The sequence below is a fragment of the Methylobacterium persicinum genome (assembly GCF_022179525.1).
GTDB classification, from domain to species: domain Bacteria; phylum Pseudomonadota; class Alphaproteobacteria; order Rhizobiales; family Beijerinckiaceae; genus Methylobacterium; species Methylobacterium persicinum.
This window is the reverse complement of the sequence record NZ_BPQX01000001.1, coordinates 16,952-43,026: the sequence shown is the minus strand read 5'-3', so window position 1 is coordinate 43,026 and position 26,075 is coordinate 16,952. Positions and strand designations below refer to the sequence as shown.

Below are 26,075 nucleotides of genomic sequence, written 5' to 3'. Positions count from 1 at the left end.
TCATGATCGGTGCCTTCGTTATCGCCTTCCGCGAGGTCATCGAGGCGGGCCTCATCATCTCCATCGTGCTCGCGGCGACGCGGGGCATTCCCGGCCGGATGCGCTGGGTGCTGCTGGGCGTCGCCGGGGGGCTCGGCGGCGCGGCCCTGGTCGCCCTGTTCGCGGAGAGGATCTCCGACGCCTTCGAGGGCAGCGGTCAGGACCTCCTGAATGCGGCGGTGCTGATCGTCGCCGTGCTGCTGCTGATCTGGCACAACACCTGGATGAGTAAGCACGGCCGGGAACTCGCCGGCGAGTTGCGGGCCGCCGGAGAGGCCGTGCGTAGCGGCCAGCGGGAGGCGGCGGCTCTGGCCATCGTCGTCGGCGCCGCGATCCTGCGGGAGGGGGCGGAGCTGGTGCTGTTCCTCTACGGTCTCGTGGCCTCGGGCACGTCCGGCGCCGACATCCAGTTCGGCGCGCTGGCGGGCGTCGGCGCGGGCATCCTGCTCTCGGCGGTGAGCTATCTCGGCCTCGCCTCGATCCCGGCACGCCACGTCTTCACGGTGACCAGCGTGCTCATCACCTTCCTGGCGGCAGGCCTCGCCTCTCAGGCGGCGCAGTTCCTCGCCAATGCGGGCGTGATCGACATCCTCGGCCACACGGTGTGGAACAGTTCGGGCCTGATCGCCGAGAATTCCTGGACGGGTCGCGTGCTCCACGCCCTGGTCGGCTACACGGACCGCCCCACCGCCCTGCAGCTCGCCGTCTACATCGCCACCATCGTGGTCATGGTGGTGCTGATGCAGTGGGTCGCCGCCGACAAGCGCCGGGCCGACAAGCGCCGGGCGGTGCGGACGGCTTAGGGTCCGTTCGCGTTCCTCCCCCCTTCGCGGGGGGGGGGGGAGAGGAGGCGTTCAGCCCTTCTCCACCGGTCGCGTGGTGTCCGCCCCCCATTCCGACCACGAACCGTCGTAGAGGCTGCGGGCAGGGTGGCCCATCGTCTCCAGGGCGAGGCTGATGATCGCCGCGGTCACGCCCGATCCGCAGGTGGTCATCACCGGCCGGGCCGGATCGACCCCGTTGGCGGCGAACACCTCCGCCAGCTCGTCCGGGCTCTTCATCCGGCCGTCCTTCTGAAGCGCGGCGTAATGAAGGTTCTTCGCCCCCGGCATGTGACCGGGGCGCACGCCCGGGCGCGGCTCCGATTCCTCGCCGCGGAAGCGGGGGCCGGACCTCGCATCGACCACTTGGGCCGATCCGCTCTCCAGGGCGCGGGCGACGTCGTTCCCGTCCGCCACGGCGCCGTGGTCGAGGCGGGCGGTGAAGTGCCGCCGCTCCCGGGGCTGCGCCTCGCCCTCCTCGGTGGGGTAGCCGGCGGCGATCCAGGCGGGCAGGCCGCCGTCGAGGACCAGGGCGTCGCGCATCCCGAAGGTCTTGAGCATCCACCAGACGCGGGGGGCCGAGAACAGCCCCTGGCCGTCGTAGACCACGACCTGCTGCCCGTCGCCGATGCCGAGCGCCCGCATCCGGGAGGCGAAGACCTCCGGCCGCGGCAGCATGTGCGGCAGGCTCGATTCGGTGTCGCTCATGGCATCGAGGTCGAAGCGGATGGCCCCGGGGATGTGCGCCGCCCGGTATTCGGCCTCCGGATCGCGCCCCGCGGCGGGCAGGTACCAGGAGGCATCCAGGACGACGATGTCCGGCGCGGAGAGGCGCTCGCGCAGCCAAGCGGGCGTCACGAGGGGCTGGTGCGTCATGATAGGTCCCGTGCGGTTTCGTCAGGGCGAACAAACCACATGGGGCGGCCCGATGCACGGGGGCGAAGCTCAATCGGCTGAGGCCGAGCTCGATCCGTCATCGACGAGCGGTCAGCTACGCACCCACCACTGTGGTCAATTGCGCTGAGCGCAGGACGCACTTGTTTTCAAGGCATTCTACCCCAGCTACGACAATACGATGACAGCTCTGTGCCGGTCATGGATCGGTGCCGGGGTCTTTCCAGTGCGTTGCACCAGGGGCAACCCGCCGGAAAGGCCCACGGACGGCAGGGCGTTTCACCTCCGCAGCTACAAGGGGCGGCCCCGCGGTCGCCGTTCAGGACACGACCGATGAACCAACTCGTCCGCATGTCGCAGATTGGAGACGCCGAGACCGTCGAGGAGCCGTCGGCGGACCTGCGCGTGCCGTTCGCCCAGTCGGGCGCCTTCGTGTGCAAGTACATCATCGGCGAGCCGAGCGATCAGGCCGTCTGCTGCGGGGCGCCCGTGGCCGACGGAAAGAGCTGGTGCGCCTTCCACCGGCGGATCGTGTTCGAGCCGGCCCGCCCCGGCCGCATTCGCTGATTCTGCGGGTGCGTTTGCGTCGCGTCATGTGCATCGGGCAAGGTCCGCGTCGTCCGCGACGGATGCGGACCGACCGGAGATGCGCACCGTGACCCTACCCCAGCCCCGCCGGCCCGACCATGAGATCGATCCGATCTTCGTCGAGCGGCATTCCCCCCGGGCCTTCACCGGGGAGGCCGTGCCGGAATCCGAGCTGATGCGGATGGTCGAGGCGGCCCGCTGGTCGCCCTCGGGCTACAATTCCCAGCCCTGGCGGTTCCTCTACGCGCTGAAGGACGATGCCCACTGGCCGACGTTCTTCGACCTCCTCGTACCCGGCAACCAGCGCTGGGTCGCGGAGACCGGGGCGATCGTGTTCATCGTGTCCAATGGCCGGATGCGTGTCGGGGACGAATTGAAGCCTTCCTACAGCGCCTCCTTCGACGCGGGCGCCGCCTCCCTCGCCTTCCAGCTCCAGGCGATCCGCCAGGGCTGGCACGCCCACGGCATGACCGGGTTCGATCACGCCCGGGCGCCGGACGTGCTGCGCCTGCCGGAGCATCACCGGATCGAGGCGGCCTTCGCGGTGGGCCGCAAGCGGGCCGAGGCCGACCTCTCCGAGGAGCAGCGCTCCCGGGAGGCGCCGAACGGACGCCGCCCGATCACCGATTTCGTCGTGGCCGGTCCGTTCCCCGCCGGCATCGATTGACCCGGGGCGGGCGGCTGCGGCCGTGTCCATCCTGTCCTCTCTTCGGGTGATGCTGGAGGCCGCCATGACACGGATCGGTGTGGATTCTTCCTCGGACGACACCGGCTTCCTCGATGGCGGCGGGTTCGAGCATGCGTCGGGGCTTCAGACGGTGGCCGACCGCCACGGCGTCGGCCTGGACGCGGTCAGGCATCTCCTGCGCGCCCTGGAGCGCGGCCACGGTCGGATGGCCCAGTTCGACCATCCCGATCTCGGTGGGATGGGACAATGGACGGAAGGCGGCATGACAATGGTCGGCCGCCTGTTCGACGAGGAACTTCGGGCGCGGGTCGCCTCCCTGTGCGCTGAACTCGCCGCGACCCTGCCGGCGGAGGGCTTCGCCTCGACGTCATTAGGCGGGCGGCCCTTGGGCGCGGGGGAATGGTGGCCCGGCGGCCTCGGGCGTCCCTCCGCCACCGGGTCGCAGGACGGCATGCGCTACGCCTATTTCCCCGAAAGCCGGCGTCTGGCCGTCGATGAGGGGGCGGGCGTCATCGTCTACGACACGGGCGACCAGGATATCTCGGGCGTCTCGCAGTCGAACGGCCTGCTGCGCTTCAGCGGCTCGGCGGGTCCGGTCTCCCTCGACCGGCTAAGCCGCATCGGCGCGGAGGCATCCGCCCCGCCGCCGGCGCCGGAGCCGGTCCGTGCGCCGCAAGGGGCGTCCGGACAGGCGGGTGCCGATGACATCCTGGCCACGATCGAGCGCCTCGCCGACCTGCACGCCCGCGGCGTTCTCACTAGCGACGAGTTCCAGAGCAAGAAGGCGGAGCTTCTGGCACGGCTTTGACCGCGCCTCTTCGCCTTCGGCGATCAGAGCGAAGCAACCCAGGGGCGCGCTATTCCGGCGGCACCCCGTAGTCTTTCAGACGTCGCCTCAGACGATGCCGGCGCGCAGCAGGTCGTGGACGTGCAGGATGCCGACGGGGCGGCCGTCGGCCACGGCGAAGACTGCCGTGATGAGCCGGCGGTTCATCAGCTCCAGGGCGGCATGGGCCAGCTTGTGCGGCTCCAGGGTAATGGGGTCCCGGGTCATCACCTTGTGGACCGGGGTGTCGAGGATCGCCGGGCCCATGTGGCGGCGCAGGTCGCCGTCGGTGACGATGCCCACGAGGCGCCCGTCCGGCCCGGTGACGCCGACGCAGCCGTAGCGCCGGGCCGCCATCTCGATCAGCACCTCGGACATCAGCGCGTCCTCGTGGACGAGGGGCATCTCGGAGCCCCCGTGCATCAGGTGCTGCACGGTCTTCAGCCGGGCGGCGAGCGTCCCGCCGGGATGGAGCGTGTGGAAGCGGGCCGAGGTGAAGCCCCGCCGCTCCAGCAGGGTCACCGCCAGGGCGTCGCCCAGGGCCAGCTGGATCAGGCTGGAGGAGGTCGGCGCGAGGTCGTGCGGGCAGGATTCGCGCACCCGCGGCAGTTCCAGCACCACGTCGGCGGCCTTGCCCAGGGTGCTCGCCGCGTTGCGCGTCACCGCGATGAGCGGGATCGAGTAGCGCCGGGAGAAGCCCACGAGGTCGGACAGTTCGGCCGTCTCGCCGGACCATGACAGGGCAAGGATCACGTCGTCGCGGGCGATCATGCCGAGGTCGCCGTGGCTCGCCTCCGTCGGGTGGACGAAGAAGGCATGGGTGCCGGTGGAGGCCAGCGTCGCCGCGAGCTTGCGCCCGACATGGCCGCTCTTGCCGATGCCGCTGACGATCACCCGTCCCCCGGTGCCGAGGATCATGTCCACGGCGCGTTCGAAGGCCTCGCCTAGGGCGCCGTCGAAGGCGGCGGTCACCTCCTGCAGGGCGCTGATGCCGAGATTCAGGCTGCGCAGGCCGAGGTCCCGCGCGCCGTCGGCCTGCACGGCCGTGTCGGCGTCGAAGGCGTGGTCGAGCAGGGCGGTCGCGGCCGAGGGCGTCATGGCGTTCCGGTTCGTGCGAGGGGGCCCACGGGTCCTCCCCCACGGGTCCGCGCCTCGGAAGCTGCGACGCTTAGGACCCGGCCGTGGCCGGATTGTGACCCGGCTATCGCCGTTGCCGAGGGGAGCGGCCCGGGTGCATGATGCGGGTACGCCCGATCACCTCGCGACACGAGGGACCCCGAGACCCCATGACCATCCGCTTCCCCGATCCCGATCCGTCCGTCCTCGCCCGGCGGGATGAGATCATCGCCGGCCTCGCGCCCCTGGTGGCCGCCGAGGCGCTGATCACCTCCGAGGACGAGCGCCGGGCCTTCGAGACCGACGGCCTCACCGCCTACCGGCAGATGCCGCTGGCGGTGGTCCTTCCCTCCACGACGGAGGAGGTCTCCAAGGTGATGGCCTATTGCCACGCCCACGGCGTGCGCGTCGTCGCCCGCGGGGCCGGCACCTCCCTGGCGGGAGGGGCCATCGCGCAGGGGGATGCCATCATCCTCGGCACCGCCAAGATGACGAAGATCCTTGACCTCGACTTCGCCGACCGGGTCGCCCGGGTGCAGAGCGGCATCACCAATCTCGCCATCTCCGGCTCGGTGGCCCACGAAGGGTTCTTCTACGCCCCGGACCCGTCGAGCCAGCTCGCCTGCACCATCGCCGGCAACATCGCCATGAATTCCGGCGGAGCCCATTGCCTGAAATACGGCGTGACGACCAATAATCTCATGGGCGTCACCCTGGTGATGAACGACGGCACCGTGGTCGAACTCGGGGGCGACCACCTCGATTCGCCGGGCTACGACCTCCTGGGCCTCGTCTGCGGCTCGGAGGGCCAGCTCGGCATCGTCACCGAGGCCACCGTGCGCATCCTCCGGGCGGCGGAGGGGGCACGGCCGGTCCTCGTCGGCTTCTCGAAGGTCGAGGATGCGGGCGATTGTGTCGCCGCGATCATCGCCGCCGGCATCATCCCCGTGGCCATCGAGTACATGGACCGCAACGCGATCCTGATCACCGAGGATTTCGCCCAGGCCGGCTACCCCCGGGATGCCGAAGCGATGCTGATCATCGAGGTCGAAGGGTCTGAGGCCGAGTGCGACGCCATGCTCGGCCGCATCGAGGCCATCGCCGCCGGCTTCCGGCCGACCAGCGTCCGCGTCTCCCGCTCGGAGGCGGAATCCGCGGCGATCTGGAAGGGGCGGAAATCCGCCTTCGGCGCCACGGGCCGCATCTCCGACTACATCTGCATGGACGGCACCATCCCCACCGGCCAGCTCGGGCCGGTCCTGGAGCGGATCGGCACCATCTGCGCCGGCCACGGCCTGCGCGTCGCCAACGTCTTCCATGCCGGCGACGGCAACCTGCACCCGCTGATCCTGTTCGACATCAACAAGCCGGGCGAGTTGCAGAAGGCCGAGGCCGCGGGCGACGAGATCCTGAAGCTCTGCGTCGAGGTCGGGGGCTGTCTTACCGGCGAGCACGGCGTCGGCATCGAAAAGCGCGACCTCATGCGCTTCCAGTACGCCCAGGCGGACCTGGAGCAGCAGATGCGGGTGAAGGCGGTGTTCGACCCCGATTGGATGCTGAACCCGGCCAAGGTGTTCCCGCTGGAGGGCCGGATCGCCGCGTGACGGGATTTCCCGCATCGGGGTGGGTCAGAGTCGCAACTGTAGATTGCTGACTTGTGGCCCGCCCCTCCTTCCACCGCGGGAGGGGACGGTCGTTGGGCCCCATGCGAACGACTTCAGATCATCATGAGCTACGGTGGGATAACGGTTGAACCCACCGCGCGATGCTTGTCGCGCAGTGGGTTCAACCTGTGAGTTCTTTAAGAAAAGTCCTGGTCCGGTGGCAGGCCCGGGGCGGCGGCGATGCCGCCCGTCGGGCTGTCCATCCGCAGGACCGCGTCTTCGCGAGTATTACTCGGCTTCGGCCGTCTTGCGGCTGGAGCGTCCCTTGGCCGTGGCAGTCGCAGCCTTGCGACGGCCGCGGGCGGCGGGAGCAGCCTCTTCCTCGACCTCGTCGATGGCGTCGGCCCCATTGCCGGAACGGCCGGGCTGGCCCAGGCCGAGGCTCTTCGCCAGAGCGGAGCGCTGGGCCGAGTAGTTGGCGGAAGTCGTCGGATAGTCGGCCGGCAGTCCATACCGCTCACGGTAGGTATGCGGATCGAGGCCGTGCTTCGTGAGATGCCGCTTGAGCGTCTTGTACGACTTGCCGTCGATGAAGCTGACCAGGCCGTCGGGGCGGATCGACTTGCGGATCTGAGCGGGGCTCGGCTTCTCGACGGACTCCGTGGTCTGGGCCACGGGGCCGGAGGCGACCCGGTTCAGGGCCTCGTGAACGCTCGCGATGAGCATCGGCAATTCGGCAGTAGGGACGGAATTGTTCGAGACATAGGCCGCGACCACGTCGACGGTGCGTTCGATATAGTCCAGTTGCGATGTCGGCGCGGCTTCAGACATTCCAGATACCCTCTTTCGATTTCTGAGAAGAGACCCCTCGGCGCCGAGTTATGGGTATGGGGGAAAAAAGCAAGGTGTTTTGTGAATGTCACCTGTGATTGGTTGATAGTTTACACACAGTTCCTTTACCGAGGCGGCATGCGCCGACGCTGGCGGGACGATGTGTCCGGATATTTCAGCGTGTGTCTCCAAGCGAATGCTCATCCCTTAGCCGAAAGAGTTTTCTGCTGAGAAAAGAGACCGTTACCGTATGGCCAAACCGCGTTCGTTCCGCGCGGACTTGCCTTTAGAATCCACTAAAAGTTGTATTGTCTTCATTTGGAACAATTGCGCACAATTGGGCATTGCACGCCCCCGGCAAGGTGCGTGCGTCAATATGGCTCATTTGGGTGTGGGATGAGCGTCAGGCGAAGGTCTTGCGGGGATCGAACGCGTCGCGAACGGCCTCGCCGGCGAAGACGAGGAGGCTCAACATCGCGGCGATCACCGCGAACCCGGTGAGGCCGAGCCACGGGGCCGTGAGGTTGTCCTTCCCCTGCGCCAGCAGTTCGCCGAGGGAGGGAGAACCGGGGGGCAGGCCGAAGCCCAGGAAGTCCAGGGACGTGAGGGTGGTGATCGAGCCGTTCAGGATAAACGGCAGGAAGGTGAGGGTCGCCACCATCGCATTGGGCAGGAGGTGGACGCGCATGATTCGCACGTTCGACAGGCCTAGCGCCCGGGCGGCGCGCACGTACTCGAAGTTGCGCGCCCGCAGGAATTCGGCCCGCACGACGCTGACCAGCGCCACCCAGGAGAACAGCAGCATGATCCCGAGCAGGACGAAGAAGCCGGGGGCGATGAAGGCCGAGATGATGATGATAAGGTAGAGGGTGGGGATGCCGCCCCACACCTCGATGAACCGCTGGAAGGCGAGGTCCACCCATCCGCCGAAATAGCCCTGGACCGCCCCGGCAAGGACGCCGATGGCCGAGGACACGGCGGCGAGGATCAGCCCGAACAGCACGGAGATCCGGAAACCGTAGATCACCCGGGCAAGGACGTCGCGGGTGGTGTTGTCGGTGCCGAGCCAGTGCCACGGGATGTCGGCGCAGGTCGTCCCGCCCAGGCGCTCGGCCACCGGCCGGCATTGCGCGTCGGAGAGCATCCAGGTCGGCGGGGAGGGCGAGGGCGTCGGCAGGTTCTCGTTGATCGTGTCGTAGGAGAACGGGATCGGCGGCCAGATCGCCCAGCCGTTCGCGGCGATCTCCTTGCGGATCTCCTCCGAGCGGAAATCGGTGACGGCGAGGAAGCCGCCGAACTTCTCCTCCGGGTAATCGACGAAGACCGGCGTCAGCCACTCGCCCTTGTAGGAGACGAAGATCGGCCGGTCATTGGCGATCAGCTCCGCGAAGAGGCTGATCACGAACAGGGCCATGAAGATCAGGAAGGACCACGAGCCGAGGCGGTTGGACCTGAAGTTCGCGAGTCGCCGCCGGTTCAGGGGCGAGAGGCCCCCGCGGATCAGCGGTGCGGCCGGCGGAGGGCCGAATTCCGGCCTGACGTCGGCGGAGGGCCGCTCGTCCGGGCGCAGGGGCATCGGCTGGGCGCCGGGCATGGGCGCGGCGACGGTCGTGCCGCGGGGCGGCGGGGCGGCGTCGTTCATGCCAGCGGACTTGCCGCCGGGGACGCCGATGTCAAGCGGCGCCCGGAACCGCCGCGCCGGTCAGCCGGCAATCCGCGTCGCGGTGCCCTCGATCTCGACAGGCCGCACCGCGCCGCTGCGCTCCAGCCACCGCCGGAGCAGGCGGACGTTGCGGCGGTTCGCCTTGAAGGCGGCGTCGAAGATGTCGCCCGCCACCGGGACCGCGCCGATCACCCCGTCGAAGGCGACGTTCAGGGCCATCCGGCCGATCAGCCAGCGGGGCGCGCCGAGGCGGCGGGCCTCGTAGACGATGAAGGACGAGATCACCATCCCCGCCACGTCGCCGACGAGGGGTACGAGGCCGATGAGGGCATCGAAGCCCACCCGCCGGTTGATGCCGGGGATGACGAAGGCGGTGTCCATCAGATGCGCCAGGGCCTCCAGCCGGGCGAGGCTGGCCTCGCGGCCGAGGTCGATGGCCCCGAAGGTGGCGTCGTGCGGGATGTCCCGGCGGGGGAAGTCCTGCGGCGGAATGCGGGTGGCGGACATGGTCATGGAAGACGATGTGGCCGTGCCTCCGGTTCCCCGCAAGGAGGCCCGGCCGCTCAGGATGCGAGGCCGGCCATGCGGTCGAGGGCCGCATCGAGGGTGGGGTCGGCCTTGGCGAAGCACAGGCGCACGAGGTGCCGCACCGCCCCGTCCGGGTAGAAGGCGCTGACGGGGATTGCAGCGACGCCATGCCGGGTGACGAGCGCCTCGCAGAAGGCCACGTCGTCGTGCTCGCCCAGGGCGGCGATGTCGATGTTGAGGAACCACGTCGCCCCCGACGGCAGCACCGTGAAGCCCCGCTCCCGCAGGCCTCCGGCGAGGCGGTCCCGGGAGCGCGCGTAGCCGGCCCGCATGGCCTCGAACCACCCCTCTTCCTTGCGCAGGCCCAGGGCGACGGCCGCCTGAAGGTTCGGCGGCGTGGTGAAGGTGAGGAACTGGTGTGCCTTGGCGAGCACCCGCATCAGGGGGGCCTCCGCCATCACGAAGCCGACCTTCCACCCGGTGAGCGAGAAGATCTTGCCCGCCGAGCCGACCTTCACCGTGCGCCCGCGCATTCCGGGCATGGCCATCAGCGGCGTGTGCCGGGCGCCGTCGAACACCACGTGCTCCCAGACCTCGTCGCACAGGGCCACCGTGTCATGGTGGCAGCAGAGGCGCGCCAACAGGGCGAGGTCCTCCCCGTCGAACAGGGTCGCACTCGGGTTGAGGGGGTTGTTGAGCAGGACGACCCTGGTCCGGTCCGTAAAGGCGTCCGTCAGGGCTGCCTCGTCGGGGCGGAAGGCGGGCGGCATCAGGTTCACGATCCGCGGCACGCCGCCCGCCCGCTGCACCAGGGGCAGGTAGGCATCGTACATCGGCGCGAAGAGGATCACCTCGTCCCCCGGCTCGATCAGGGCCAGGAGGGCCCCGGCCAGGGCCTCGGTGGCGCCCGACGTCACCATCACCTCCGTCTCGGGGTCGAGGCTGAGCCCCTGGTGCCGGCCGTAATGGGCGGCGATCGCCCCGCGCAAATCCGGGAGCCCCATCATCGGCGGATATTGGTTCGGGCCCTCGATCAGGGCGCGGGCGCCCGCCTCCCGGATGTCGGCGGGGCCGGGATCATCCGGAAAGCCCTGGCCGAGGTTGATCGCTCCGTAATCCCGGGCGAGCCGCGACATCGCCTCGAAGACCGTGGTGGGAAGGTTTGCGAAGACCGGGTTCATCCCGCGGCTCCTACCATGCGGCGCATACGGTGCCGAATGTGTGGTTCCGCACGGCGCCCCCAACCGAACGCACCGGGACGGCTGACGATTGTTGACATTCATCACCCGGGGAATAGGTTCGTCTCACGACCCGGGCGGCGCCCGGATCCGGCGGGGCTCTGCCCCCTCGCTCCGCTTCAAAACGGTGCGCCGCGCGGGTTTCGTGTAGAGGGCCATCGGCTAATCGCCGGTGGCCCTTTCCGCGTGTGGCGGCTAAGAACCTCGAACCCCTGGAACGGGCTGGTCGTCGATGGCGCGGAGTGTCCTTATAGCCCTGACTTTGGCTTCGGCCTGGGCCGGTCTCGGCCTGGTCCTCCGGTTGTCGCTGACACCGCTGCCAGTCGATGGGCCGTTTCGCGACGTCCTGCGGTCCTATGGCGCCGGGGTCAGCAATACCTCCGAAACGTCGTCGCCCTAGTACAGGCTCATTGGCGGCCTAACTCACCCAACGTAACCGAAGGTGCCGTGCACCGAAGCGAGCCGCACCGGTCGTCTGCCGGACCGGTTCCCCGGATCGATCGTCCGCCCACGCGGCGATACTGCGGATGGGTGAGGCGGCCGGAATGTGTTTGAGTCGGGAATGAACGAGAGTTCGCCGATCCGTACCGATACCGCTCGTGCCTACGAGCCAGGGCCGATTGAGGCTCCGGCCCGCACGCGGCGTCGTTTTCGCCCCATCCGCTGGCTGGTCCTGCTGGTGGCGCTGGCAGCTGTCGGCGCCGTGGGCCACCGCTGGTACGATGCCCGCACTGCGAAGGGCACCGAGCAGGCGGCCGCGCCCGCGGGCGGACGGCATGGCGGCAAGCGCGGCGGCACGGACATGCCCCAGGCTGTCGGCATCGCGGCGGTGACCACGGGCGACATGCCGGTGGTGCTCCAGGGCCTCGGCACCGTGACGCCGCTCGCCACCGTGACGGTGAAGTCGCAGATCAGCGGCTACCTCATGGAGGTGAAGTTCCGCGAAGGCCAGATGGTCAAGGCGGGCGATCCCCTCGCGCAGATCGATTCGCGGCCCTACGAGGCGCTGCTGTCCCAGTACCAGGGCCAGCTCGCCCGGGATCAGGCCCTGCTCCAGAACTCGAAGCTCGACCTGCAACGCTACCAGACCCTGAATCGCCAGGATTCGATCTCGAAGCAGAACGTCGACACCCAAGCCGCGCTGGTGAAGCAGAACGAGGGCACGGTCGCCGCCGATCAGGCCCTGGTCGACCAGCAGAAGCTCAACATCGCCTACACGCACATCACCTCGCCGGTGGACGGGCGGGTCGGCCTGCGGCAGGTGGACCAGGGCAACTACATCTCGGCCGCATCGACGGCGATCGTGGTGGTGACGCAGCTTCACCCCATCTCGGTGATCTTCACCCTGCCGGAGGACGACGTCGCCCGCGTCATGCGCCGGGTGCGGGCGGGGGCGAGTCTTGCGGTGAAGGCCTACGACCGGGGCGACGCCCACGAGATCGCCACCGGCAAGCTCGACACGGTCGACAACCAGATCGACACGACCACCGGCACGGTGAAGCTGCGCGCCCTGTTCGACAACGGCGACGAGGAGCTGTTTCCGAACCAGTTCGTCAACGCCCGCCTGACCGTGGACACGATCAAGCAGGCCACGCTCGTGCCGAACGGCGGCATCCTCCACGGCAGCCCCGGTGCCTACGTCTACCTGATGGACGGGGACGACAAGGTCACCGTCCGCCCGATCAAGACCGGCGAGACGGACGGCAACACCACCGTGGTCCTCTCCGGCCTGAACGCCGGGGACCGGGTGGTGACGGACGGCACCGACCGCCTCAAGGACGGGGCCAAGGTGCGCATTACCGAAGGCGCGCAGGCTTCCGCCGCGGGCGGCAAGGAGGCCCAGGCCGCCGGCCCGCAGGGCACCGGCGCCGACGCGGCCAAGGAGGCGGCCGCCGAGGGCGCCCCGCAGCAAGGCCAGCACGAGGGCGGCCGCCGCCGGCACCGGCAGGGGCAGTGATGAGGCGGATCTGCATCCCCTCTCCCCGCCGGCGGGGAGAGGGCCGCGACGACCCCGTCGTCGGCGCGGCGAGGCGGCAGCCGGGGGTGAGGGCGGATGACGGACGAGCCTTCTCCGGCGCGCCCGCTCACCACCGCTCCGGCTTCGCCTGCGCTTCCCACGGACACGACAAGGTGTCCGGGGGCCTCTCCCCGAAAGACGGGGAGAGGGGGAACACCGCGACCATCCCCTTTTCTCGTAGGCGGGGAGATGGGATGTACACCTCGCGCGGGATGAGGCGGCCATGAATCCGTCCCGCCTGTTCATCCTGCGCCCGGTCGCCACCACGCTGCTGATGCTGGCGATCCTGATCGTCGGCGGGGTGTCGTACCTGAACCTGCCGGTCTCGGCCCTGCCGTCCGTCGACTACCCGACCATCCAGGTCCAGACCTTCTATCCCGGCGCCAGCCCGGAGGTGATGACCTCCTCTGTCACCGCGCCGCTGGAGCGGCAGTTCGGCCAGCTCGCCAACCTCAACCAGATGACCTCGCAATCCTCGGCGGGGGCCTCGGTCATCACCCTGCAGTTCAACCTCGACCTGCCCCTCGACATCGCCGAGCAGCAGGTCCAGGCGGCGATCAATGCCGCCGGCAACCTCCTGCCCTCGGACCTGCCGGCGCCCCCGGTCTACGCCAAGGTGAACCCGGCCGACGCCCCCGTCCTGACGCTGGCGCTCACCTCCAAGACCCTTCCGCTCACCCAGGTGCGGGACCTGTCCGAGACGCGTCTCGCCCAGAAGATCAGCCAGGTGGCGGGCGTCGGCCTCGTCAGCATCTCGGGCGGGCAGCGGCCGGCGGTGCGGGTGCGTTTCAACGCTCGGCAGCTCGCCGCCTACGGCCTCAACATCGACGACCTGCGCACGACGATCACCAACCTGAACGTCAACACGCCCAAGGGCACGATCGACGGGCCGAAGCAGTCCTACGCGATCAACGCCAACGACCAGATCCGCGACCCGAAGGCCTACGATTCGGCGATCATCGCCTATCGCAACGGCGCCCCGGTGCGCCTGTCGGACGTCGCCGACGTGGTGGACGCCCCCGAGAACACCAAGCTCGGCGCCTGGGCCGATGAGACGCCGGCGGTCATCCTCAACATCCAGCGCCAGCCCGGCGCCAACGTCATCGCCACCGTCGACAAGATCAAGCAATTGCTCCCCCAGTTGCAGGCGAGCCTGCCCCAGGCCGTGACGGTGGCCCCGCTCACCGACCGCACCACCACGATCCGCGCCTCGGTGGAGGACGTGCAGTTCGAACTCGGCCTCGCCATCGCCCTCGTCGTGCTGGTGATCTTCCTGTTCCTGCGCAGCCTCTCGGCGACCCTGATCCCGAGCCTGTCGGTGCCCCTGTCGCTGATCGGCGCCCTGTCGGTGATGGACCTCTACGGCTTCTCCCTCGACAACCTGTCGCTGATGGCGCTGACCATCGCCACGGGCTTCGTGGTGGACGACGCCATCGTGGTGATCGAGAACATCGCCCGCCACGTGGAGGAGGGGGATACGCCCCTCGAGGCCGCCCTGAAGGGCAGCCGCGAGATCGGCTTCACCATCATCTCCCTCACCGTGTCCCTGATCGCGGTGCTGATCCCGCTGCTCTTCATGGGCGACGTGGTGGGACGCCTGTTCCACGAATTCGCGATCACACTCGCGGCGACCATCGTCATCTCGGCGGTGGTCTCCCTGACCCTGGTGCCGATGCTCTGCGCCCGGCTCCTGAAGCACGTCCCCGAAGGCGCGGCCGTCCGTAAGGAGGGTCCCCTGGCGCGGATGGGCCGGCGGGCGACGGAGGGCACCATCGCCGCCTATGCCCGGGCTTTGCGGGTGGTGCTCGACCACCAGGGCCTGACGCTCCTCGTCGCCCTCGGCACGGTGGCGCTCACCGCCTACCTGTTCGTGGTGATCCCCAAGGGGTTCTTCCCCATCCAGGACACGGGGGTGATCCAGGGCATCACCCAGGCCGACCAGTCGGTCTCCTACGCGGCGATGGCCGAGCGGCAGCAGCAGCTTGCGGCGATCATCGTGAAGGACCCAGACGTGGCGAGCCTGTCCTCGTTCATCGGGGTCGACGGCCAGAATGTCACGCTCAACACCGGGCGGATGCTCATCAACCTGAAGCCCCGGGACGAGCGCACCAGCACCGCCAGCGAGATCATCCGCCGGATCACCGCGGCCACCGCCTCAGAGCCCGGCATCCGGCTCTACATGCAGCCGGTCCAGGACCTGACCATCGACACGGCGGTCTCGGCGACCCAGTACCAGGTGATCCTGGAGAGCCCGAACCTGGAGGATTTCGAGACCTGGGTGCCCCGCTTCACCGCAGCGCTCGCCGCCTCGCCCGCCGTGGTGGACGTGACCAGCGACCACCAGGGCCAGGGGCTCGCCGCCTACGTCACGATCGACCGGCCGACGGCGGGCCGCTACGGCATCACCCCCGCGACCATCGACAACGCCCTCTACGACGCGTTCGGCCAGCGGATCATCTCGACGATCTTCACCCAGTCCAACCAGTACCGGGTGATCCTCGAGGCCGACCCGGACCTGCACAAGACCCTGGAGAGCCTGAACGGCATCTACCTGCCCTCGTCCACGGCGACGAACGGGCAGGTGCCCCTGTCCTCCGTGGCCCGGGTCAGCGAGCGGCGGGCGCCGCTCCTCATCTCCCATCTCGGCCAGTTCCCGGCCACTACGGTCTCGTTCAACCTCGCCCCCGGCGCGGCCCTGGGGCAGGCGGTGGACGCGATCGATGCCGCCAAGAACGCCATCAACCTGCCGCCGTCGTTCCGGGTGGTGCCGCAGGGCTCGGTCTTCGCCTTCCAGGGGGCACTCGGCAACGAGCTGTTCCTCGTGCTCGCGGCCATCGTCACGGTTTATATCGTGCTGGGCGTGCTTTACGAGAGCTTCATCCACCCGATCACCATCCTCTCGACGCTGCCGTCGGCGGGGATCGGGGCGCTCCTTGGGCTGATGCTGTTCGGGCTGTCGCTCGATATCATCGCGATCATCGGCATCGTCCTGCTCATCGGCATCGTTAAGAAGAACGCGATCATGATGATCGACTTCGCCCTTCAGGCGGAGCGCGAGGACGGCATGGCGCCCCGGGACGCCATCGAGCAGGCCTGCCTGCTCCGCTTCCGGCCGATCCTGATGACGACCCTGGCGGCACTGTTCGCGGCGGTGCCGCTGATCCTCGGCACGGGGGTGGGCTCGGAACTGCGCCAGCCGCTCGGCATCTGCATCGCGGGCGGCCTCATCGTCAGCCAATTGCTGACGCTCTTCACCACGCCGGTGATCTACCTCGCCTTCGACCGCCTGGAGCGCCGCATCGCCGGCCGAGGCCCGGGCCTGCAGGGCGGCGAGGTGGTGCCGTGAGGGGCCGCGACGCCTTCCCTCCCCCCTCTGCGGGGGAGGGCCGCGACAACCTCGTCGTCGGGGCGGCGAGGCGGCCGCTGGGGGTGCGAGGAGCTGACCGGACGAGGCTCATCCGGCATCGCCCCCTTACCATCGCTGCCGCTCGGCTCGCCCCCGGCAAGGGGGGCTCGCCCCTCTCCCCGCAGGCGGGGAGAGGGGATTCCCGGTGAACGTCTCCGCGCCCTTCATCCGGCGGCCGATCGCGACGACGCTGCTCACCATCGGGGTGCTGCTGGCCGGCGTCTTCGCGTTCCTGAAGCTGCCCGTGGCGCCGCTGCCGCAGATCGACTTCCCCGTCATCCTCGTCCAGGCGCAGATGGCCGGCGCCAGCCCCGAGACCATGGCGACCACCGTCGCCGCGCCCCTGGAGCGGCGGCTCGGCGTCATCGCCGACGTCAACGAGATGACCTCGACGAGTTCGCTCGGCACCGTCCGCATCGTGCTGCTGTTCGGCCTCAACCGCGACATCGACGGCGCCGCCCGGGACGTGCAGGCGGCCATCAACGCCGCCCGCGCCGACCTGCCGACCTCGCTCCGGCAGAACCCGACCTACCGCAAGTTCAACCCCGCCGAGACGCCGATCATCATCCTCGGCATGACCTCCGACACCCTGACCCGGGGGCAGGTCTACGATTCCGCCGCCACGGTGGTGCAGCAGAAGCTGTCGCAGCTGCCCGGCGTCGGCAATGTCGATGTCGGCGGGTCGTCCCTGCCGGCGGTGCGGGTGGAGCTCGATCCGACGGCCCTGTTCAACTACGGCATCGGCCTGGAGGGCATCCGCGCGGCGCTCGCCTCCGCCAACGCCAACTCGCCGAAGGGCGAGATCGATGTCGGGCCCCGCCGCTATCAGCTCTACGCCAACGACCAGGGCCGCAAGGCCAGCGACTACCGCGACATCGTCGTGGCCTACCGCAACGGCGCGGCGGTGAAGCTCACCGATGTCGGGCAGGTGGAGGACGGCGTCGAGGACAAGCGCAACCTCGGCATGGTCAACGGCAAGCCGGGGGTGCTGCTGTTCGTCTACAAGCAGCCCGGCGCCAACGTCATCGACACGATCAACGGCGTGAAGGAGGCCCTGCCGCAGATCATCGCGGCGCTGCCGGGCGGCATCGACATCAAGCTCACCGGCGACCGCAGCGCCACCATCCGCGCCTCCCTGGAGGCGACGGAGGAGACGCTGATCGTGGCGGTGGGCCTCGTCATCCTCGTGGTCTACGCCTTCCTGCGCTCGGGGCGGGCCACCCTCATCCCCGCCGTCGCGGTGCCGATCTCCATCGTCGGCACCTTCTCGGCGATGTACCTCCTGAACTACTCCCTCAACATCCTGTCGCTGATGGCGCTGATCATCGGCACCGGCTTCGTGGTGGACGACGCCATCGTCGTGCTGGAGAACATCCAGCGCCACATCGAGGAGGGTAAACCCCGGTTCGAGGCGGCGCTCATCGGCGCGCAGGAGGTCGGCTTCACCGTCATCTCCATGAGCCTGTCGCTCATCGCGGTGTTCCTGCCGATCCTGCTGATGGGCGGCCTCGTCGGGCGCATCTTCCAGGAATTCGCCGTCACCCTGTCGCTTGCGATCCTGATCTCCCTCGTCCTGTCGCTGACCACGACGCCGATGATGTGCTCGCGCCTGCTCCGGCGGGAGGGGCACGGCACCCCGGCGGGGCAGCGCCGCAACCTGTTCGTGCGCGGCCTGGAAGGTGGGTTCGACGCCCTCCTCGGCGGCTATGCCCGCACCCTGGAGATCGCCCTGCGCCACCCCCGGCTGGTGCTGCTGATCCTGCTGGCGACGGTGGGGCTGAACGTCTACCTCTATATCATCGTGCCCAAGGGCTTCTTCCCGGAGCAGGATACGGGGCAGATGATGGGCGGCATCCAGGCCGACCAGCGCATCTCCTTCCAGTCCATGGAGAAGAAGCTCAAGGAGGCCACGCGGATCGTGGGAGCGGACCCCGCCGTCGAGAGCGTCGTCGGCTTCACGGGCGGGCGCGGCACCAACTCGGCCAACGTGTTCGTGGGCCTCAAGCCCCTCAGCGAACGGGCATCCATGAGCACGGTGACGGGCCGCCTGCGCCCGAAGCTCGCCCGGGTCGCCGGGGCGCGGCTCTACGTCTTCCCCCGGCAGGATCTGCAGATGGGCGGGCGCCAGAGCTTCGCCCAGTACCAGTACACCCTGCAGGGCGACACGCCGGAGGAACTCTACACCGCCGCGCCGAAGCTGCTGGCGGCCCTGCAGAAGGACCCGACCTTCGCCGACGTCACCTCCGACCAGCAGGAGGGCGGCCTGGAGAGCCGGATCGTCATCGACCGGGCGACGGCCTTCCGCTACGGCATCACTCCCGACAAGATCGACCAGACCCTCTACGACGCCTTCGGCCAGCGGCAAGTCTCGACGATCTACAACCCGCTTAACCAGTACCACGTCGTGATGGAGATCGCCCCGCGCTACCTGGAGACGCCGGAGACGATCAAGCGCATCTACGTCTCGACCTCCGGCGGCAACGCCCGCGGCTCCGCCACCACCAACGCGGTGGCGGGAACCGTGGCGGCGGGTGGTGCGGTGAACACCAACGCCGCGACGGGGACGAGCACCCCCGGCGGCACCGCCTCCGCCACCGTCGGTGCGGCCTCCGGGACCGGGGCCGTCGGGAGCGGGACGGCGGGTGCCCTGGCTGCGGCCACGGCGGCGACGTCCACCGCCAGCACCGATGCCAGCACCAACGCCTCGGCCATCGCCTCCGATTCGGCCAGGAACGCGTCGGCCAACGCCTTGGCGGCCAGCAAGGGCGGCGCCTCGTCGAGCGCGCCGGTCTCCTCGGCCAAGGAGACGATGGTCCCCCTCTCGGCCTTCGCCCATTTCGAGACCGGCAACGCGCCGGTGCAGATCAGCCACCAGGGCCTGTTCGTGGCGACCACGATCTCGTTCAACCTCACCCCGGGCAAAAGCCTGTCGGATGCGACGGCGGCCATCGACAAGGCGATGGCCGACCTGCGCTTGCCCGCGAGCATCCACGGCGAGTATGCCGGCGCGGCCAAGAACTACGTGTCCTCGGCCTCGCGCCAGCCGCTCCTGATCCTCGCCGCGATCCTGGCCGTCTACGCGGTGCTCGGGATCCTCTACGAGAGCTTCGTGCACCCGCTCACCATCCTCTCGACCCTCCCCTCCGCCGGCGTCGGCGCGGTGCTGGCCCTCCTCGTGACCGGGACGGAGTTCACGATCATCGCCCTGATCGCGGTATTCCTGCTGATCGGCATCGTGAAGAAGAACGCGATCATGATGGTGGACGTCGCCCTCGACGCCGAGCGCACCCGGGGCGCGAATCCGGTGGATGCGATCCGGGAGGCCTGTCTCCTGCGCTTCCGGCCGATCATGATGACGACGCTCGCCGCGCTGCTCGGCGCCGTGCCGCTCATCGTCTCGACGGGGGAGGGCTCGGAGCTGCGCCAGCCGCTGGGCATCGCCATCGTCGGCGGCCTCATCGTGAGCCAGATCCTGACCCTCTACACCACCCCCGTCGTCTATCTGTCCCTCGACCGCCTCCGGCACCGGTGGATGGCCCGCCGCCGCGCCCGGGGCGGCGGCACCGCCGCGTTGCCGGCGGGGGAATGATGCAGGTGTTTGTGTTGGAGAGGCTGATCGGTGCCGCCGGGCATCCCCTCGCCCCTCTTCCCGCAGGCGGGGAGAGGGGGGGGCTCCGCGCCCTCCTCGCCGCGACCCTTCTCGCCACCGCCCTCGGCGGCTGCGTCGTCGGCCCGGACTATTCCCGTCCCTCCGTCGAAACTCCGCTGGCCTACAGGCAGGGCGGCGTGCGCGAGGACAGCCCCGGCTATGTCGCCGCCCGGAAGAAGGGCTGGCGCGAGGCGAGACCCGCCGACGCCGTCGAGCGGGGCGACTGGTGGCGCGTGTTCCACGACGCGACCCTCGATCGGCTGATTCGCCTCGTCGATGTCGACAACCAGTCCCTCCGGCAGGCCGTGGCCAATTACCGGCAGGCCCGCGCCCTCGTCGCCTCGGCCCAGGCGGCGCTCTATCCCACGGTGATCGGTGCGCCCTCGATCACCCGCGCCCGCACGGGTGGCTTGGAGCGGACCAGCGTGTCGCTCCAGGGGCAGGCGAGCTGGGAACTCGACCTGTTCGGCGGCGTCCGCCGGAACATCGAGAGCGAGACGGCGCTCGCCCAGGCCGACGCCGCCACCATCGCCCTGACCCGCCTGTCGATCCAGGCCGAGGTCGCGGCCGACTACTTCTCCGTGCGCTACGCCGACGCCCTCCAGAAGGTGCTCGACGAGAACGTCGAGAACTTCCGCAAGACCCTGAAGATCACCGAGAACCAGTACGCGGCCGGTGTCGCCGCGCGCTCGGACGTGATCACCGCCCAGACGCAGGTGCAGACGATCGAGGCCCAGGCCATCGCCGTACGCCTCACCCGCGTCCAGTACGTGAACGCCATCGCCACCCTCATCGGACGGCCGCCCTCCGAGGTGAGCATCCCCGTCGCGACGCTGGGCCGGACCCCACCGCAGGTCCCCGCGGGCATCCCGGCCGACCTGCTGGAGCGGCGGCCCGACGTCGCCCAGGCGGAGCGCCTCGTCCAAGCGCAGAGCGAGCGGATCGGCGTAGCCGTGGCGGCCTTCTTCCCCACCGTGACCATCTCGGCCTCCGGGGGCATCTCGGGCCTGACAAGCAACGGCATCCTCTCGCCGGTCAATCAGGTCTGGGCGGTGACGGCGGCCGGCAGCGAGACCCTGTTCGAAGGAGGCGCCCGGGTGGCCGCGGTCCGCTCGGCCGAGGCGGGCTACGATGCGGCGGTGGCCAATTACCGGCAGGTGGTGCTCGCCGCCTTCGCCGAGATCGAGACCCAGCTGGCCGCCCAGCGGATCCTGCGCCAGCAGCAGGGCGCGCAGGACGCGGCGGTGGAATCCTCCCGTAAGGCGGTGGAGATCACCCTCAACGAGTACCGGGCCGGCACGCAGAACTTCACCACCGTCGTCACGGCCCAGGGCCTCCTCGTGAACAACGAGGTCACCGCGCTCCAGGTGCTGCTCAACCGCTACACGGCGGCGGTCACGCTGATCCGCGGCCTCGGCGGCGGCTGGGATGCGCGGGCGCTGCCGAGCGATTCGGAGCTGAAGGGTCCGAGCCTGCCCATCGACTTCGGCGGGCAGGCGGTGCGGCCGGACGAGTAGCCGTCTCCGGCCCTTGCCGCGGTCGCGTGCGGCGCAGTGGACCGGGGGCTTCCATGACGAGCGGGTGATCGCCGGAACGCCTCCCCGCACGCCGGGTTGTCTCGCCGGTTTCGCTGCACCGCCCATCGAAGGAAGTCCCGATGCCCGAAAGGATCACATCCCTGAAAGACGGGGCGGCCTGCGGGACCAAGCCCGCCCCGCCCTGCACCCTCGTCATCTTCGGCGCGGGCGGCGACCTGACCAAGCGCCTGCTGATGCCCTCGCTCTACAACCTCGCGGGGGCCGGGCTGCTGCCGGAGGGATTCTCGATCCTCGGCGTGGACCACGGCGAGGGCAGCGACCAGACCCTCCGCGACGGTCTCACGAAGACCATGGAGGAGTTCAGCAAGGACCCGACCTCCGAATTCCATGCGGCGAGCATCGACCCCAAGAGCTGGGGCTTCGTCCGCGACAGGCTCCACTACCTGAAAGGCGATTTCGAGAAGCCGGAAACCTTCCAGGCGGTGAAGGATAAGGTGAAGGGCAGCGCGGTGTTCTACTGCGCGGTGGCGGCGCGCTTCTTCGGCACCATCGTCGACGGCCTCGGGCAGGCCGGTCTCCTGAAGCAGGAGGAGGGCACCTTCCGGCGGGTGGTGATCGAAAAACCCTTCGGCTCCGATCTCGCCTCGGCGCAGGACCTCAACGCCCGCATCCTGAAGCAGGGCGACGAGAGTCAGTTCTACCGGATCGACCATTTCCTGGGGAAGGACACGGTACAGTCGATCATGGCGTTCCGCTTCGCCAACGGCCTGCTCGAACCGGTCTGGCGGCGGGAATACATCGACAGCATCCAGATCACCGCGGCCGAGACGGTGGGGGTCGAGGAGCGCGGTGGGTTCTACGAGCCCACCGGGGCGCTGCGGGACATGGTGCCCAACCACATGTTCCAACTCCTGTGCATGGTCGGGATGGAGCCGCCGAACTCCTTCGACGCCGAGGCTGTGCGCACGGAGAAGGCCAAGCTCGCCCAGGCTGTGCAGCCGATCCCGCCGGAGGATGCGGTGCGCGGCCAATACACCGCCGGCACCTGCGAGGGCCGGCAGGTTCCCGGCTACCGGGACGAGCCGCACGTTGACAAGTCTTCGGTGACGGAGACCTATATCGCCCTCAAGCTCCACATCGAGAATTGGCGCTGGGCAGGGGTGCCGTTCTACATCCGCACGGGCAAGCGCATGACTGGACGCCGCACCGAGATCGCGGTGCTGTTCAAGCCGGCGCCCTACAAGTTGTTCGAGGACACCCCCACCGACGACCTGCGCCCGACGGTGATGCGCATCACCATCGACCCTGAGCACGGCATCGGCACGGAATACAACGTGAAGGTGCCTGGGCCGGAGATGAAGATCGGCCGGGTCAGCACGTCCTTCCGCTACAACGACTTCTTCGCCGACACGCCCAATGTCGGCTACGAGACGTTGCTCTACGATTGCATGATCGGCGACGCGACCCTGTTCCAGCGGGCGGACAACATTGAGGCCGGCTGGGCGGCGGTGGACCCTCTGCTGAAGGGCTGGCCGCAGGCGGACGTGGCCTTCTATCCCGCCGGGAGCGCCGGCCCGAAGGAGGCGGACGAGTTGCTCGCCCGCGACGGCCGCCACTGGCTCGGGATCGACGGGAAGACGGACTAGCATCGTCCCTCTCCGTCATTGCGAACGGAAGTGAAGCAATCCAGCAGCGCCACGTCTTGGACCGTCCCGCTGCCCTGGATTGCTTCGCCTTCGGCTCGCAATGACGGTGCTTGGAGAAGCTATCGCCGCTTGAACGGCGCCATCGCGGCCACCGCCAGGGCATCGACCCGGTTGTTCAGGGGGTCGCTGGCGTGGCCCTTCACCCAGTGCCACTCCACCTCATGCCGATCCCGGGCCGCATCGACCCGGCGCCAGAGATCCTCGTTCTTCACGGGTTTCTTGTCGGCGGTGCGCCAGCCCCGGGCCTTCCAGTTATGGATCCAACCGGTCACGCCCTGCCGCAGGTACTGGGAGTCGGTGAAGAGATCGACGCGGCAGGGCCGCTTGAGCGCCTCCAGGGCCTCGATGGCGGCGAGCAGCTCCATCCGGTTGTTGGTGGTGTGGGCCTCCCCGCCGGAGATTTCCTTACGGGTCTCGCCGTAGATCAGGATCGCCCCCCAGCCGCCCGGCCCCGGGTTCCCGGAGCAGGCGCCGTCCGTGTAGATCTTGACCCGGCCCTCGTCGCTCATGCCGCGCGCCCGTAATCGGCGGCGCTGCGGGCCTGCCGGTGGAAGGTCAGGCGGCGGTCGTATTCCAGGGGGTCCTTCGGCTTCACCAGAGCCCCCGGCGGCACGTTCAGCCAGTCCACCAGCCGGGTCAGCATGAAGCGCAGCGCCGCGCCGCGGCAGAGCATCGGCAGGGCCTCGACCTCGGCGGGCTCCAGGGGGCGTTGGGATTCGTAGCCGGCGATCATCGCCGTCGCCATATCCCGGTGGAAACTGCCCCGGGCATCGAAGCACCACGCGTTGAGGCACACCGCGAGGTCGTAGGCGAATGCGTCGGTGCAGGCGAAGTAGAAGTCGATCAGTCCCGACAGCGCGTCCCCGATGAAGAACACGTTGTCGGTGAACAGGTCGGCATGGATCACGCCGCCGGGCAGGTCCCGCGGCCAGCCCGCCTCCAGCACGGCGAGGTCGGCCAGCGTCCGCTCCGTCAGGCCGGGCGACACGGAATCGGCCTGCCCGCCGGCCTGCTCGAAGAGGGGTCGCCAGGACCCGACCGAGAGGGCGTTGGCCCGCACCATCGCAAAGTCGCGGCCCGCCGCGTGCAGGCGGGCGAGCGCCACGCCGACCTCCCGGCAATGCTCCGGCCCCGGCGAGGACAGGGAGACGCCTTCGAGGAAGCTGACGAGGGCGGCGGGCCGTCCGCACAGGCGCCCGAGGGCGGTGCCGCTCCGGTCCCGGATCGGCTGCGGGCAGGCGAGGCCGCGCCGCGCCAGATGCTCCATCAGGCCGACGAAGAACGGCAGGTCCTGCTCCTGCACCCGCTTCTCGTAGAGGGTGAGGATGAAGGAGCCGCCGGTCGTGTGCAGGAAGTAGTTCGAGTTCTCGACCCCCTCCGCGATCCCCTTGCACGAGAGGAGGGTGCCGATGTCGTAGGCCGCCAGGAACTCAGCGAGCGCCGCGTCGGATACCTCGGTGTAGACGGCCACGTCGTGCGCTCGTTCGGTTCGGGTCGTGCGGGTGCGATGCGTCGGCACCCCGCGGGTGATCGGGCAATACCGCTGCGGTTCGCTGGGCACCACCCCCGTCATCGCGAGCGCAGCGAAGCGACCCAGGGCAGCGGGCCGCTGGCCGGCGTCGCGCGTCCCCGGATTGCTTCGCTGCGCTCGCAAAGACGAGGCCGCCGGGGCCGGGGGAAACCGCCTACTCCGCAGCCTCGCTGCGCAGTTCGCGGGGCAGGGGGAACACCATGTCCTCGACCACCGTCGAGACCGTGTCGACGGTCACGTCGTACCGGGCGGCGAAGGCCTCGATGATCTCCTCCACCAGCACTTCCGGGGCCGAGGCGCCGGCCGTGAGGCCGAGCTTCGCGATGCCCTCGAAGGCCGGCCAGTCGATCTCCTCGGCCCGGTTCAGGAGCCGGGTGATCGGGCAGCCCACCCGCTCGGCGACCTCACGCAGGCGCTGCGAGTTCGAGGAGTTGGAGGAGCCGACGACGATCAGGGCGTCCACCAGGGGCGCCACCTGCTTCACCGCTTCCTGGCGGTTGGTGGTCGCGTAGCAGATGTCGTCCTTGTGCGGCCCCGTGATGTTCGGGAACTTCCGCTTCAGGGCCTCGACCACGTGCCGGGTGTCGTCCACCGACAGGGTGGTCTGCGTCACCCAGGCAAGGTTGTCCGGGTCGGCCGGGGTCAGGGCCTCGATCTGATCGACGTCCTCGACCAGGGTGATTGAGCCCTTCGGCAATTGGCCCATCGTGCCGACCACCTCCGGGTGCCCGGAATGGCCGACGAGCAGGACATGGCGCCCGCGCTTGTGGTGGATCTCCGCCTCCCGGTGGACCTTGGTCACCAGGGGGCAGGTGGCGTCGATGGTGGTGAGGCCGCGGGAATCGGCGTTGGCCGGCACCGTCTTGGCGACGCCGTGCGCCGAGAAGATCACGGGGGCATCGCCATCCGGCACCTCATCCAACTCGCGGACGAACACGGCGCCCTTCCGCTTGAGGCTTTCGACCACGTACTTGTTGTGGACGATCTCATGGCGCACGTAGACGGGCGGGCCGTGGATCGCGAGGGCGCGCTCCACCACGTCGATCGCACGCACCACGCCGGCACAGAAGCCGCGCGGCGCGCAGAGCAGGATGTTGAGCGGCGGCTTGGCCGCCTGCGTCGCGGCCTGGCCGGGCTCGGAAGATGTCAGTTCGGCGTTCATGAGGGGGATGTGGCGAGGGCGGGGCTATCCTGTCAACGGTCATCGCCCCGGAACCGGGCAGGAACGAGGCCACGGATGCAATCTGTAGCCAGTTTGCCGCGCCGGGGCCGGCCAATATCCCCGCTTTCCCGTCAATCAACCCGTGCATGATCGCTGGACGAAGGGTAGACCCCGCCCCGGGAATTCACGATGATGCGATCTGACAGGACCATTGCGGCCGCAAAAGGTCT

19 protein-coding genes are annotated in these 26,075 nt (G+C 69.3%); 10 read left to right on the top strand and 9 right to left on the bottom strand.

The features are described from left to right. Positions 1–2 precede the first annotated feature (2 nt). Positions 3–842 carry an FTR1 family iron permease gene (locus MFF22_RS00160; RefSeq protein WP_238246987.1) on the top strand — a complete coding sequence of 280 codons (840 nt, stop codon included), beginning with the start codon at positions 3–5 and terminating at the stop codon, positions 840–842. Positions 843–893: 51 nt separating this feature from the next. Here the strand turns inward: MFF22_RS00160 and sseA are convergent, their stop codons facing one another. After that, positions 894–1,736 carry a 3-mercaptopyruvate sulfurtransferase gene (sseA, locus tag MFF22_RS00155; RefSeq protein ID WP_238246985.1) on the bottom strand — a complete coding sequence of 281 codons (843 nt, stop codon included), beginning with the start codon at positions 1,734–1,736 and terminating at the stop codon, positions 894–896. A 219-nt stretch (positions 1,737–1,955) separates the two neighbouring features. Here sseA and MFF22_RS24640 point away from each other — a divergent pair, with 219 nt between their 5' ends. The 3 genes from MFF22_RS24640 to MFF22_RS00140 all read left to right on the top strand — a co-directional run bounded on the left by MFF22_RS24640 (position 1,956) and on the right by MFF22_RS00140 (position 3,838). Beyond that, the gene (locus MFF22_RS24640) at positions 1,956–2,321 is read left to right on the top strand and encodes a GcrA family cell cycle regulator (protein ID WP_283206140.1); all 366 of its coding nucleotides are present in this window, start codon (positions 1,956–1,958) and stop codon (positions 2,319–2,321) included. Between the two features lie 88 nt (positions 2,322–2,409). Continuing rightward, positions 2,410–3,009 carry a nitroreductase family protein gene (locus MFF22_RS00145; protein ID WP_238246981.1) on the top strand — a complete coding sequence of 200 codons (600 nt, stop codon included), beginning with the start codon at positions 2,410–2,412 and terminating at the stop codon, positions 3,007–3,009. Positions 3,010–3,073: 64 nt separating this feature from the next. Beyond that, entirely contained in the window at positions 3,074–3,838 is a 765-nt protein-coding gene (locus MFF22_RS00140) for an SHOCT domain-containing protein (protein ID WP_238246979.1), read from the top strand. Positions 3,839–3,925: 87 nt separating this feature from the next. On the opposite strand, the gene MFF22_RS00135 is transcribed toward MFF22_RS00140, so the two are convergent. Then, positions 3,926–4,954 (bottom strand): KpsF/GutQ family sugar-phosphate isomerase, encoded by a 1,029-nt coding sequence (locus tag MFF22_RS00135; RefSeq protein WP_238246977.1) that lies wholly within the window; start codon positions 4,952–4,954, stop codon positions 3,926–3,928. Between the two features lie 188 nt (positions 4,955–5,142). On the opposite strand from MFF22_RS00135, the gene MFF22_RS00130 reads away from it, so the two are divergent. Next, on the top strand, positions 5,143–6,576 hold the full coding sequence (locus tag MFF22_RS00130) for an FAD-linked oxidase C-terminal domain-containing protein (RefSeq protein ID WP_238246975.1): 1,434 nt from the start codon (positions 5,143–5,145) through the stop codon (positions 6,574–6,576). 288 nt (positions 6,577–6,864) lie between these two features. Here MFF22_RS00130 and MFF22_RS00125 read toward each other — a convergent pair whose 3' ends face one another. The 4 genes from MFF22_RS00125 to MFF22_RS00110 form a co-directional block, all read right to left on the bottom strand. Next, positions 6,865–7,407 carry a Ros/MucR family transcriptional regulator gene (locus MFF22_RS00125; protein ID WP_238246973.1) on the bottom strand — a complete coding sequence of 181 codons (543 nt, stop codon included), beginning with the start codon at positions 7,405–7,407 and terminating at the stop codon, positions 6,865–6,867. Between the two features lie 403 nt (positions 7,408–7,810). After that, on the bottom strand, positions 7,811–8,983 hold the full coding sequence (locus MFF22_RS00120) for an ABC transporter permease (RefSeq protein WP_370877506.1): 1,173 nt from the start codon (positions 8,981–8,983) through the stop codon (positions 7,811–7,813). A 126-nt stretch (positions 8,984–9,109) separates the two neighbouring features. Beyond that, complete coding sequence (locus tag MFF22_RS00115; protein WP_238246969.1) at positions 9,110–9,583, bottom strand: DUF4112 domain-containing protein; 474 nt, start codon at positions 9,581–9,583, stop codon at positions 9,110–9,112. Between the two features lie 50 nt (positions 9,584–9,633). Then, the gene (locus MFF22_RS00110; protein WP_238246967.1) at positions 9,634–10,779 is read right to left on the bottom strand and encodes an aminotransferase; all 1,146 of its coding nucleotides are present in this window, start codon (positions 10,777–10,779) and stop codon (positions 9,634–9,636) included. Between the two features lie 619 nt (positions 10,780–11,398). Here MFF22_RS00110 and MFF22_RS00105 point away from each other — a divergent pair. The 5 genes from MFF22_RS00105 to zwf all read left to right on the top strand — a co-directional run bounded on the left by MFF22_RS00105 (position 11,399) and on the right by zwf (position 23,092). Beyond that, positions 11,399–12,793, top strand: a complete 1,395-nt coding sequence (locus MFF22_RS00105; protein ID WP_238246966.1) for an MdtA/MuxA family multidrug efflux RND transporter periplasmic adaptor subunit — start codon at positions 11,399–11,401, stop codon at positions 12,791–12,793. A 283-nt stretch (positions 12,794–13,076) separates the two neighbouring features. Then, the gene (locus MFF22_RS00100; protein ID WP_238246964.1) at positions 13,077–16,199 is read left to right on the top strand and encodes an MdtB/MuxB family multidrug efflux RND transporter permease subunit; all 3,123 of its coding nucleotides are present in this window, start codon (positions 13,077–13,079) and stop codon (positions 16,197–16,199) included. Between the two features lie 205 nt (positions 16,200–16,404). After that, positions 16,405–19,848, top strand: coding sequence for an efflux RND transporter permease subunit (locus tag MFF22_RS00095; protein ID WP_238246962.1), 3,444 nt, complete (start codon positions 16,405–16,407; stop codon positions 19,846–19,848). Beyond that, entirely contained in the window at positions 19,848–21,425 is a 1,578-nt protein-coding gene (locus MFF22_RS00090) for an efflux transporter outer membrane subunit (RefSeq protein WP_370877505.1), read from the top strand. The genes MFF22_RS00095 and MFF22_RS00090 overlap by 1 nt, the downstream gene beginning before the upstream one ends. Before the next feature lie 140 nt (positions 21,426–21,565). After that, the gene (gene zwf, locus MFF22_RS00085) at positions 21,566–23,092 is read left to right on the top strand and encodes a glucose-6-phosphate dehydrogenase (protein ID WP_238246959.1); all 1,527 of its coding nucleotides are present in this window, start codon (positions 21,566–21,568) and stop codon (positions 23,090–23,092) included. A 119-nt stretch (positions 23,093–23,211) separates the two neighbouring features. Here the strand turns inward: zwf and rnhA are convergent, their stop codons facing one another. From rnhA to ispH, 3 genes are all read right to left on the bottom strand, one after another. Beyond that, positions 23,212–23,661, bottom strand: coding sequence for a ribonuclease HI (gene rnhA / locus MFF22_RS00080; RefSeq protein WP_238246958.1), 450 nt, complete (start codon positions 23,659–23,661; stop codon positions 23,212–23,214). Then, positions 23,658–24,623 (bottom strand): homoserine kinase, encoded by a 966-nt coding sequence (locus tag MFF22_RS00075; RefSeq protein WP_238246957.1) that lies wholly within the window; start codon positions 24,621–24,623, stop codon positions 23,658–23,660. Before MFF22_RS00075 ends, rnhA begins: the two co-directional genes overlap by 4 nt. Positions 24,624–24,837: 214 nt before the next feature. After that, positions 24,838–25,845, bottom strand: a complete 1,008-nt coding sequence (gene ispH, locus MFF22_RS00070) for a 4-hydroxy-3-methylbut-2-enyl diphosphate reductase (RefSeq protein ID WP_238246956.1) — start codon at positions 25,843–25,845, stop codon at positions 24,838–24,840. Between the last annotated feature and the right edge of the window lie 230 nt (positions 25,846–26,075).

Coding starts and splice junctions, on each gene's coding strand:
- MFF22_RS24640 (WP_283206140.1), top strand. CDS start 1,956: ATGGATCGGTGCCGGGGTCTTTCCAGTGCGTTGCACCAGGGGCAACCC.
- zwf (WP_238246959.1), top strand. CDS start 21,566: ATGCCCGAAAGGATCACATCCCTGAAAGACGGGGCGGCCTGCGGGACC.
- MFF22_RS00120 (WP_370877506.1), bottom strand. CDS start 8,983: ATGCCCCTGCGCCCGGACGAGCGGCCCTCCGCCGACGTCAGGCCGGAA.
- MFF22_RS00105 (WP_238246966.1), top strand. CDS start 11,399: ATGAACGAGAGTTCGCCGATCCGTACCGATACCGCTCGTGCCTACGAG.
- MFF22_RS00140 (WP_238246979.1), top strand. CDS start 3,074: ATGACACGGATCGGTGTGGATTCTTCCTCGGACGACACCGGCTTCCTC.
- MFF22_RS00160 (WP_238246987.1), top strand. CDS start 3: ATGATCGGTGCCTTCGTTATCGCCTTCCGCGAGGTCATCGAGGCGGGC.
- rnhA (WP_238246958.1), bottom strand. CDS start 23,661: ATGAGCGACGAGGGCCGGGTCAAGATCTACACGGACGGCGCCTGCTCC.
- MFF22_RS00110 (WP_238246967.1), bottom strand. CDS start 10,779: ATGAACCCGGTCTTCGCAAACCTTCCCACCACGGTCTTCGAGGCGATG.
- MFF22_RS00100 (WP_238246964.1), top strand. CDS start 13,077: ATGAATCCGTCCCGCCTGTTCATCCTGCGCCCGGTCGCCACCACGCTG.
- sseA (WP_238246985.1), bottom strand. CDS start 1,736: ATGACGCACCAGCCCCTCGTGACGCCCGCTTGGCTGCGCGAGCGCCTC.
- MFF22_RS00115 (WP_238246969.1), bottom strand. CDS start 9,583: ATGACCATGTCCGCCACCCGCATTCCGCCGCAGGACTTCCCCCGCCGG.
- MFF22_RS00125 (WP_238246973.1), bottom strand. CDS start 7,407: ATGTCTGAAGCCGCGCCGACATCGCAACTGGACTATATCGAACGCACC.
- MFF22_RS00090 (WP_370877505.1), top strand. CDS start 19,848: ATGCAGGTGTTTGTGTTGGAGAGGCTGATCGGTGCCGCCGGGCATCCC.
- MFF22_RS00130 (WP_238246975.1), top strand. CDS start 5,143: ATGACCATCCGCTTCCCCGATCCCGATCCGTCCGTCCTCGCCCGGCGG.
- MFF22_RS00135 (WP_238246977.1), bottom strand. CDS start 4,954: ATGACGCCCTCGGCCGCGACCGCCCTGCTCGACCACGCCTTCGACGCC.
- ispH (WP_238246956.1), bottom strand. CDS start 25,845: ATGAACGCCGAACTGACATCTTCCGAGCCCGGCCAGGCCGCGACGCAG.